Source organism: Burkholderia sp. Ac-20392 (genome assembly GCF_017104585.1).
Taxonomy (GTDB): Bacteria; Pseudomonadota; Gammaproteobacteria; order Burkholderiales; family Burkholderiaceae; genus Burkholderia; species Burkholderia lata.
The window spans coordinates 1-9,217 of the sequence record NZ_JAAGPB010000344.1; the positions used below are offsets into that span (position 1 = coordinate 1).

Below are 9,217 nucleotides of genomic sequence, written 5' to 3' on the forward strand. Positions count from 1 at the left end.
TGGCCATGCGGCCGATACGGGTGCGTTGTCAGCGGCGGTCGGCGTGCAGACGCTGCACCTGCTCGCAACCGCCGTGTGGGGCGGTCTCGTGCTCGCGGGCGGGCTCGCGGTGCTGCCGGCGCTCGGTTCGTCGGTCGCGCGCGGTGCGCTGATCCGCATCGGCCAGCACCTGTCGCGCACGTCGATCATCGCGGTCGTCTTTGTGCTCGGCACCGGCGCGCTCAACGCGATCCGCGGGCTCGGCGGTTCGCTCGCGCCGCTCGACGGCAGCACGTGGGGGCGCGTGTTGCTGCTGAAGCTGCTGCTCGTCGCGCTCGCGCTCGTGCTCGGCGGCCTGAACCGCTTCGCGGCGCTGCCGCGCCTGCGCCGCACCGCGTCGACCGAGGACGCGCACACGTTCCGCAACATCCTGCATCTCGAAGCGCTGACGATGATCGGCGTGTTCGTCGCGGCCGCCGTGCTGTCGTTCAGCGTGCCGGGGTTCGCGGCCCTCGGCTGACGGCAGTGCTCGCGCGGCGCGGCGCAAGGCCGCCGTCGCGCACCCGGCACGTGCCGGGCGTCACACCGCGCAAGCAAAAACGGCTGCCCGTCGGGCAGCCGTTCTCGAATCGATACTTGCCGCACGGGTCGCAGCCGCGCGTTGCGCTCACCACTCGGCGACGCTGCCGTCCTCATGACGCCACACCGGGTTGCGCCAGCGGTGCCCCGTCTTCGCCATCTCGCGCACCTTCTCCTCGTTCACGTCGATGCCGAGCCCCGGGCCCTGCGGGATCGCGACGAAGCCGTCCTCGTAGCGGAATACCTCGGGGTTGCGCAGATAGTCGAGCAGGTCGTTGCCCTGGTTGTAGTGGATGCCGAGGCTCTGCTCCTGGATGAACGCGTTGTAGCTGACCGCGTCGAGCTGCAGGCACGCGGCGAGCGCGATCGGGCCGAGCGGGCAGTGCAGCGCGAGCGCGACGTCGTAGCTCTCCGCGAGCGTCGCGATCTTGCGGCACTCGGTGATGCCGCCCGCGTGCGATGCGTCGGGCTGGATGATGTCGACGTAGCCGCCCGCGAGGATGTGCTTGAAATCCCAGCGCGAGTAGAGCCGCTCGCCGAGTGCGATCGGCGTGTTGGTCTGGTTGACGATGTCGCGCAGCGCCTCGGCATTCTCCGACAGCACCGGCTCCTCGATGAACATCAGCTTGTACGGGTCGAGCTCCTTCGCGAGCACCTTCGCCATCGGCTTGTGCACGCGCCCGTGGAAGTCGACGCCGATCCCCACGTGCGGGCCGACCGCGTCGCGCACCGCCGCGACGTTCGCGATCACCTGCTCGACCTTGTCGTAGGTGTCGACGATCTGCAGCTCCTCGGAGCCGTTCATCTTGACGGCCTTGAAGCCGCGCTCGACCACCGCGCGCGCATTGTTCGCGACGTCGCTCGGCCGGTCGCCGCCGATCCACGAATACACCTTGATGCGATCGCGCACCTGCCCGCCGAGCAGCGCGTGCACGGGCACGCCGTGATGCTTGCCCTTGATGTCCCACAGCGCCTGGTCGACGCCCGCGATCGCGCTCATCATGATCGGGCCGCCGCGGTAGAAGCCCGCGCGATACATCACCTGCCAGTGATCCTCGATCAGCAGCGGATCGCGGCCGACGAGGTAGTCGGCCAGCTCCTGCACGGCGGCCTCGACCGTGTGTGCGCGGCCCTCGACGATCGGCTCGCCCCAGCCGACGATGCCCTCGTCGGTTTCGATCTTGAGGAACAGCCAGCGCGGCGGGACGACGAAGGTTTCGAGGCGGGTGATTTTCACGATGCGGGTCTCCAGGGTTGACCGGCGCGGGCAGTCGGGCGCGGCGCACGGTCGCGTGCTTTCACGGTTATCCTAGCGCAGCCCGATAAAAAATAGTATTAATAGCACTATTGTGCAGATAGTGGGCAGCCGGCACGCCCGGGCACCGGCATAACGGAGAACGATCATTCGACGCGACCTGCATGGACAGACGGCCTTCCGGCTCGCCACGGCGATCCTGCGCGGCGACTACCCGCCCGAGTCGCTGCTGCCGAGGGAGCCCGACCTGATGGAGATGTACGGCGTGAGCCGCACGGTGATGCGCGAGGCGCTGCGTACGCTTACGTCGAAGGGGCTCGTCGAGTCGCGGCCGAAGATCGGCACGCGCGTGCGGCCGCGCGGTGTATGGAACCTGCTCGATGCCGACTTGCTAGACTGGTACGCGCGTGTTGCACCGCCGCTCGCGTTCGCGCTGAAGCTGCAGGAGATGCGCGAGATGGTCGAGCCTTACGCGGCCGCGCTCGCCGCGCGCATGCATACGCCGGAAACGTTCGACGCGATCGACGGCGCGGCGCGTGCGATGGCCGCCGCGCGCAACGTCGACGAATGGGTGCGCGCCGACCTGCGCTTTCACCTGAGCGTGCTCGAGGCCGGCGGCAACGAACTGCTGGTGCCGCTCGGCACGCTGATCGATCGCACGCTCGAGGCGCAGTTGCATCTGAATGCGCGCCGTGCCGACGTGTACAACGCGTCACTCGCCGAGCACACGGCCGTCAGCGACGCGATCCGCGTGCGCGACGAGGACGGTGCGCGCCGCGCGATGGCAGCGCTGCTCGCGGTGACGCGCGCACGGATCGAGATGTCGTGACGGGGTGGGGCGGGCCGTGCGGCGCCGTCAGGCGTTCGCGCAGCCGCCCGGCTTGTGGATGCGTTCGGTGGACGCCGGGTATTTCGCGAGCAGGCTCGCCGGCCGCCGCGGGCGCACGACCAGGTCGCCGCCGCAGTTCGGGCAGCGGCCCTTCAGCACGTCGTCGGCGCAGGTCGCGCAGAACGTGCATTCGAACGTACAGATGCGTGCATCGGCCGAATCGGGCGGCAGATCCTTGTCGCAGCATTCGCAGCCGGGGCGCAGTTCGAGCATGACGGTTTTCCTTGGTGTGGACGGGGTCGGGACGGGCGCCGCACGGGCATTGCGTGTGGCGCATGTGCGCGCTACTGTACCCGCTTGGATCGGCCTGGCCAACGGTGTTCCGCCGGGGCGCCGTCGATGCGCACGGGCCGCACCGGGAGACGACCATGCTTTATCGCGGAAGCTGTCACTGCGGCGATGTGAAGTTCGAGGCGGAAGGCGACCTGCAGGGCGTGATGGCGTGCAATTGCTCGATCTGCCAGCGCAAGGGCGCGCTGATGTGGTTCGTGCCGCGCGACCACATGACACTCCTCACGCCTGACGACCCTCTCGCCACCTACATGTTCAACAAGCACGTGATCAAGCACCGCTTCTGCAAGCGCTGCGGGATTCACACGTTCGGCGAGGGCGTTCACCCGAACGGCACCGCGATGGCCGCGATCAACGTGCGCTGTCTCGAGGATGTCGACATCGACGCGCTGCCGGTCACGCACTACGACGGCCGCTCGCACTGAGCGGCGCGTCGGCGCATGAACGGACGCGCGGCCGTCAGGACGGTCGCGCGGCAGCGGCGCCCGGTGCGGGCGTTTCCGCCTGCGGGGCGGGGCCCGCGGTGCGCGTGCCGGTGCTGGCCGGGCGTTCGATCAGCGGCGCGAGCGCCGGCGCCATCGACTTCAGCAACTGCACGGCCATCGCGCTCGTGAAGTCGTAGCGCGCCGCATACGGCTCATGCGCCGTCGCCGTCAGGACCCCGAAGAACCGGTCGCCGAGCACGAACACGAACGTGCCGCTGCGGTTCACCTTGCGCGACTCGATCAGCCGCGCACCGCGCGCATAGACGTTGAAGCGCTGGTCGCCCGTCCCCGTCTTGCCGTACACGTCGAGCGTCTTGCCGTCGGGCAGCGTGAAGCCGCCGGCGAGACGGCGCGCGGTGCCGTTGAGCACGACGTCGCGCAGCAGCGTGTGCGCCACGTTGACGATCTCCGGCGACAGCATCGGCTGCGGCTGGGCGACCGCGCGCACGAAGCGCGTTTCGTACGGTGTGCCCTTCGCGAAGTCGAGTCGCGTGATCGTCTCGGTCGGCGCCTTCTGGCCGCCGTTCGCGATCAGGCCGATCAGTTTCGCGAGTGCGTCGGGCTGGTCGCCCGATGCGCCGATCGCGGCCGCGTACGATGGCGTGACTTCCGCGAACGGGTAGCCGAGTGCGCGCCACGCCTTCGTGATTTCCGCGTACGCGCGCAGCTCGACCATGCGCCGGATGCGGCGGTCCTGGGTCGCGTGGTAGCGCGTCTTGTACAGCCAAGAGTACGTGTAGAAACGCGCATCATGGCTGTCGCGCTGGACGTCGGCGAGCGACGCCGACGGGTGCGCGCGCAGGTAGTTGAGCGTCCACAGCGCGAGCGGATGCACGCTCGCGATATAGCCGCGATCGTTGAGGTTGAAGCGGTCGATCGCGTACTTCGCGTAGAGCTTGGCGAGATCGTCGTCGGACAGCGTCGCGGCCGGCGTGCCCTTCAGTTGCACGCGCATCTGCGCATCGAACCACGCGAGCGATTCGTTCGGCGCGACGCTGCGCAGCACCGTCGCGATCTTCGGCGGCGACTTGCGCACGTCCTTCAGCATCAGCGCGAGCGCGTCGTCGGGCGCCTTGCCCGCATAGCGCGTGTAGTAGCGCTTCACGTAGACCTGGCTTTCGCCGTCGACGAACTGCTGCAGGTAATGCTGGCGCTGCTCGGGGTCGCCGAGCCACGACGACGACGGGCCGGCCGCCTGCAGCGTCTCGTAGTGGACGATGTCGCGCATCAGCCGCACGAACACGAGGTTGACCGAATGCTCGAACGCCGCGTGCAGCGTCAGGATGCGGCCGTTGTCCGACTTTTCGAAGTTCGAGAACACCTGCGCGCCGCCGCCCGTGTAGAACACGTCGGGGCTCGCCGAATACTTGCGTTCGACGGCCGCGTCGAGCATCGCCTGCAGCGAGCGGTCGCGCGTATGCGACAGGTAGTCGAGCGCCCAGTGCGACAGCCCGTCGATCGGGTCGGGCTTCACGCGCGCCAGCTCCGCGTTCGACAGGTTCGCGTAGCGCGCATGCAGGTCGGACACGATCTGCAGGTAGGTGATCAGCGTACGCAGTTTCGCGGTCGAGCCGAGGTTGATGCGGCCGCCGCGATTGACGTCGAACGGCTCATTCACGCTGTCGGTCTGCACGCGCAGCAGGTTCGCGCCGTTGCGGTGTTCGTACAGCGTGAAGCTGTACGTGAGGTGCGACGGGTCGTCCTTCGGCGCGAGCATCTCGAAACCGTACAGGCCGGCTTTCTGCGCCCCGTCGCGCGTCGACGCCTGGGCGAGCCGTTCCGCGACCGCCTGCTGCACGCCGTTGTCGAGCGTGCTGGTCGCCTGCAGGTCGAACTGGTCGAGCTGGTACAGGTCGCTGATGCCGAGCGCCGACAGCAGCGACGCACGCGCGGACGTCACGGCCTTGCGCGACACGAACGACTGCACGTGCGCGGCGGCCGGCGGCGCGCTGCGTTCGATCTCCGCGGCCAGCGCGGCGTCGCGCAGCGCGGGCGAGATCACGCCGCCCGTCGACAGCAGCCGCAGGTAGCTGTCGGTCAGCTTCTGCAGCGCCGGATAGCCGCGATTGAGGAAGTACGACGGGGCGCGCTGCGCGATGATCAGCGACAGCACCTCGCGGAACGTCTTGCCTTGCTCGTCGACGTTGTCGCCGGTCGTCGGTGCGGACAGGATGCGGTTCACGTCGTTGAAGTCGCGGCCGTACCACGCGGCGAGACCGTCGCCGATGCCGGTTATCTCGCCGATATGCGGCCGCGCGGCGAGCGGTACCGAGTTCAGGTAGCGCACGACGATGGTGCGGCGCGCGAGCATCGTCTGCGGGCCGTTCAGGTACGCGCGCACCGACGCGGACGCGATCTGCCGCAGCTTCTCGGGCGGCGTCGCGGTGCGGCCTTCGGGCGAATGGCGGAACTTCTCGATCTGGGTCGCGAGCGTGCTGCCGCCCGGGCGCGCCTGATGGCGGTTGACGACGTGCAGCGCCTGGTCGGCGACTGCGCGGCTGAAGCGCCCCCAGTCGATCGCCGGGTTGCGGTTCGGTTCGTTCGCGTCGAGAAGGTAGCGATCCTCGATGAACAGCAGCGAATCGGCCACCACGCGCGGCACCATGTCGAAGTCGGCGTAGACGCGCTGCGGGAACACGGTCGCAAACAGCGGCGCGCCGGTCGAGTCGAACAGCATCAGGCCCGCCTGGTCCTTCTCTTCGAACGGGAGGAACAGCCCGCGATCGCCGAGCGACAGCATCCGCTGCGAATCGCGCGCCTGCTTGCCGACGACGAAGCCGCGCGCGAGCAGCCGCTCCTGGAACGCCGGAATCATCGAGTAGCCGAGGCGCTGGTCGTACGGGCCGTTCGCGGGGAAGCGGATGTGATCGCTCGGGCCCGTCTCGACCGTGTAGCCGACGTCGCGGGTGAGCTCGGACAGGTAATGCGCCTGCAGCCGGGACGTTTCGATTTCGCTCTGCACGAGTCGCGCAACGATCGCCACGGCGATCAGCAGCGCGGCCAGCAAAGACCACTTGACCCACGTCCAGACCGATGCGGGACCGGTCACGCGCGGCAGGATACGATTCAGCGGCCGATTCATGGCGGCGTCTCCCTGAAGGTACGGGCTCCGGCCGCACCCCATTAAGGATTAGTGTAGTCCTCCGCAGCGGGCTGCCAAGGGCGTTCACTACCGAGATGCGTCGACGCAACGCGCGTGCCTGCGACGCGCTGTAACCTGCGTTGCGCTGCGGCGGTGCATGTCGCCGCAGCGTAACGTTTGCGCGTTTCGTGCCGGAGCATCCGTGTGACGGGGGTGTCGGCGGGCAGGCCCGGACAGCCGGGCTGGCGGGCAATGCACCGGTTTCGTGCGGTGCGGCGCAGCGACAATTAGGATCGGAACCCGGCCGTAAAATTGTGTCCGGCGCGCGGCGATGCTGCGGGTTTCCGTGATAGCCGCGCGTGTCGGCTGCGGGTACGATCGTCGGATGTGCGGCGCCTTTCCGCTTTTGCCGGGAGTCCCATGCCGATCCATCCCGTCGCGCTCGTCTGCACGGCCATCCTCGGGCTGCTGCTGTTCGGGCTCGGGCTCGTCGTGTCCGTCACGCGCTTCCGGTGCACCACCGGTTCCGGGTGTGCGCCCGATCCGGCGAACGGGTTGCACAAGATCGTACGGGCGCACGGCAACACGGCCGAATACGCGCCGTTTCTCGCGGTGCTGTTTCTCTACTTCGGCGCACACGATCCATCGCGCGCGATCCTGGCACTGATCGTCGCGGCGACCGCGTGCCGCTGCCTGCTCGTGATCGGCTTGCTCGCGTGGCCGACGATGGCCAACCCGAATCCCGTGCGTTTCGTCGGCGCGCTCGGCACGTATCTGTGCGGCGCCGCGCTGTGTATCGCGCTGTTCGTCTGAGCGGCACCGCCATGTGACGCGTGGCGCCGCGTCATGCGGCCCGCGCCGTCATCGCCACAGCAGCTTCGCGCGATCGTGCCGGCGTACGGCCTCGACGAAGCAGTGGATCAGGTAGTCGCAGGCAAGCGTGTTCAGCGCATCGCGGCGCGTGAGCACACCGACCGACACGGCCGGAATCGTCTCCTCGATGTCGATCGCGACCATCCGCTCGCGAATCCAGTCGACCTCCATGAAGCTCTGCGGCACGCAGGACACGGTGTCGGTATGCACCGACAGCGAAAACGCCGCGCTGAACGACGTGCATTCGACGATCGGCTGCGGCGCCGGATAGCCGTGCGCGACGAACACGTCCTGCAGCAGCCGGCCGATGCTTTCCGGCGACGTGTTGAGGATCCATTGCGCGTCCTGCAACTGCGCGAGCGACGTGCAGTGACGCAGCGGATTGCTCGCGCGCGTCATCAGGATCAGTTCCGATTCGAGCAGCGGCCGGAACGTGAATTCGGGCGACAGCCGCGTCGCGTCGACGATCGCGATCACGAAGTCGAGCGAGCCGTCGCGCAGGCGCGGCAGCGCCGTGTCGAGAAAGCCTTCGCGTACGTCGAGGCGGATCGTCGGCATCCGCTGCCGGAACGCGTCGAGCGCGGCCGGCAGGAAGCCGAGCGACATCAGCGGCGTCAGCGCGCAGGCGAGCGCGCCTTCCTTGCCTCCCGACAACTGGATCACGTCGTCGCGCGCGTGCTGCATCTCCGCGAGGATCAGCCGCGCGCGCGCATAGACGGCCTGCCCGAAACGGGTGAGCTGCGCACCGCGCGCGTTGCGCGTGACGAGCGGCACGCCGAGATCGAGTTCGAGTTCGCGGATCGCTTTCGTCAGTGCGGGCTGCGACAGGTGGATCGCGCGTGCGGCCGCGCGCAGGCTGCCGTGTTCGGCGATGGCGGCGAGCGCCCGGAGCTGGTGGTGTTTCACGGCGTGGCGGGGCGCGGCGGCAGTGGCGACGCTCCCATCCTACACCGCGCCGCCGCAATCGAAGCACGCGATAACCGTGCGTTATCACGATCGAAAAATGTCGCTCCGGGCCGCGGTTTTTGAATGCCTAGACTGCATGCGCAGGCCGTCGAAAGGGCCGCGCACACGACACGCACAACCAGTACGGAGACACACCTTCATGAAGGCGCCCCGAGCGGACAGCATGTTCGGCGGGCATGTCGGCAACGTTGCCGCATCCCCGTCCAATCGTCAGTTGATTGTCGCGATCACGATCGGCAACGGTCTCGAATTCTTCGATCTCACCGTGTTCAGTTTCTTCGCGGTGCTGCTCGGCAAACTCTTCTTTCCGGCGGTCTCCGCGCAGCAGCAATTGCTGATGTCGGTCGCGACCTTCGGTGTCGGCTTCATCGCGCGGCCGATCGGCGGTGTCGTGATCGGGCTCGTTGCCGACCGCTTCGGCCGCGTGCCGGCGATGAACCTCACGCTCGTCACGATGGCGATCGGTACCGGAATGATCGGCGTGATGCCGACCTATGCGCAGATCGGCGTGGCGGCGCCCGTGCTGGTGGTCGCCGCGCGGCTGCTGCAGGGCTTTTCGGCCGGCGGCGAGGTGGGCGTGTCGACGTCGCTGCTCGCCGAGCGCGCGCCGGCCGGCGAGCGCGGCTACTACACGAGCTGGCAGTTCGCGAGCCAGGGCGCCGCCGCGCTCGCCGGTTCGTTCGTCGGCTTCCTGCTGTCGTATTTCCTCGACACGGCCTCGCTCGAATCGTGGGGCTGGCGCGTGCCGTTCCTGCTCGGCGTGCTGATCGCGCCGGTCGGCCTCTACCTGCGCGCGCGCTTCAACGCGATCGAACAGC

Annotated in this window: 9 protein-coding genes; 5 read left to right on the forward strand and 4 right to left on the reverse strand. The window is 68.4% G+C overall.

Annotated elements, in window-relative coordinates:
* Nucleotides 1-499: CopD family protein (locus G3N99_RS28230; protein ID WP_241011888.1), on the forward strand; the 499-nt coding region annotated here is incomplete at its 5' end.
* A 147-nt stretch (nucleotides 500-646) separates the two neighbouring features.
* Here G3N99_RS28230 and dgoD read toward each other — a convergent pair.
* Nucleotides 647-1,795 (reverse strand): galactonate dehydratase, encoded by a 1,149-nt coding sequence (gene dgoD, locus G3N99_RS28235; RefSeq protein ID WP_011353101.1) that lies wholly within the window; start codon nucleotides 1,793-1,795, stop codon nucleotides 647-649.
* A 163-nt stretch (nucleotides 1,796-1,958) separates the two neighbouring features.
* Here dgoD and G3N99_RS28240 point away from each other — a divergent pair, with 163 nt between their 5' ends.
* On the forward strand, nucleotides 1,959-2,642 hold the full coding sequence (locus G3N99_RS28240; protein WP_050781594.1) for an FCD domain-containing protein: 684 nt from the start codon (nucleotides 1,959-1,961) through the stop codon (nucleotides 2,640-2,642).
* 27 nt (nucleotides 2,643-2,669) lie between these two features.
* Here the strand turns inward: G3N99_RS28240 and G3N99_RS28245 are convergent, their stop codons facing one another.
* On the reverse strand, nucleotides 2,670-2,915 hold the full coding sequence (locus tag G3N99_RS28245; RefSeq protein ID WP_069248784.1) for a DUF1272 domain-containing protein: 246 nt from the start codon (nucleotides 2,913-2,915) through the stop codon (nucleotides 2,670-2,672).
* Nucleotides 2,916-3,070: 155 nt separating this feature from the next.
* On the opposite strand from G3N99_RS28245, the gene G3N99_RS28250 reads away from it, so the two are divergent.
* A complete protein-coding gene (locus G3N99_RS28250; protein ID WP_174940310.1) occupies nucleotides 3,071-3,418 on the forward strand; it encodes a GFA family protein in 348 nt (115 codons plus the stop codon).
* Nucleotides 3,419-3,452: 34 nt separating this feature from the next.
* On the opposite strand, the gene G3N99_RS28255 is transcribed toward G3N99_RS28250, so the two are convergent.
* Nucleotides 3,453-6,560: a transglycosylase domain-containing protein gene (locus G3N99_RS28255; RefSeq protein WP_206124032.1), complete on the reverse strand. Its 3,108-nt coding sequence runs from the start codon at nucleotides 6,558-6,560 to the stop codon at nucleotides 3,453-3,455.
* Nucleotides 6,561-6,980: 420 nt separating this feature from the next.
* Here G3N99_RS28255 and G3N99_RS28260 point away from each other — a divergent pair, with 420 nt between their 5' ends.
* Nucleotides 6,981-7,373 carry an MAPEG family protein gene (locus G3N99_RS28260; RefSeq protein ID WP_241011889.1) on the forward strand — a complete coding sequence of 131 codons (393 nt, stop codon included), beginning with the start codon at nucleotides 6,981-6,983 and terminating at the stop codon, nucleotides 7,371-7,373.
* A gap of 48 nt (nucleotides 7,374-7,421) precedes the next feature.
* Here the strand turns inward: G3N99_RS28260 and G3N99_RS28265 are convergent, their stop codons facing one another.
* On the reverse strand, nucleotides 7,422-8,339 hold the full coding sequence (locus G3N99_RS28265; RefSeq protein ID WP_174985713.1) for a LysR substrate-binding domain-containing protein: 918 nt from the start codon (nucleotides 8,337-8,339) through the stop codon (nucleotides 7,422-7,424).
* 223 nt (nucleotides 8,340-8,562) lie between these two features.
* Between G3N99_RS28265 and G3N99_RS28270 the strand changes: the two genes are divergently transcribed.
* On the forward strand, nucleotides 8,563-9,217 hold a 655-nt coding region (locus G3N99_RS28270; RefSeq protein ID WP_241011892.1), incomplete at its 3' end, for an MFS transporter.

Excerpts from the sequence above, each read along its gene's own strand:
- G3N99_RS28245 (WP_069248784.1), bottom strand. The coding sequence starts at position 2,915 with ATGCTCGAACTGCGCCCCGGCTGCGAATGCTGCGACAAGGATCTGCCG.
- G3N99_RS28250 (WP_174940310.1), top strand. The coding sequence starts at position 3,071 with ATGCTTTATCGCGGAAGCTGTCACTGCGGCGATGTGAAGTTCGAGGCG.
- G3N99_RS28255 (WP_206124032.1), bottom strand. The coding sequence starts at position 6,560 with ATGAATCGGCCGCTGAATCGTATCCTGCCGCGCGTGACCGGTCCCGCA.
- G3N99_RS28260 (WP_241011889.1), top strand. The coding sequence starts at position 6,981 with ATGCCGATCCATCCCGTCGCGCTCGTCTGCACGGCCATCCTCGGGCTG.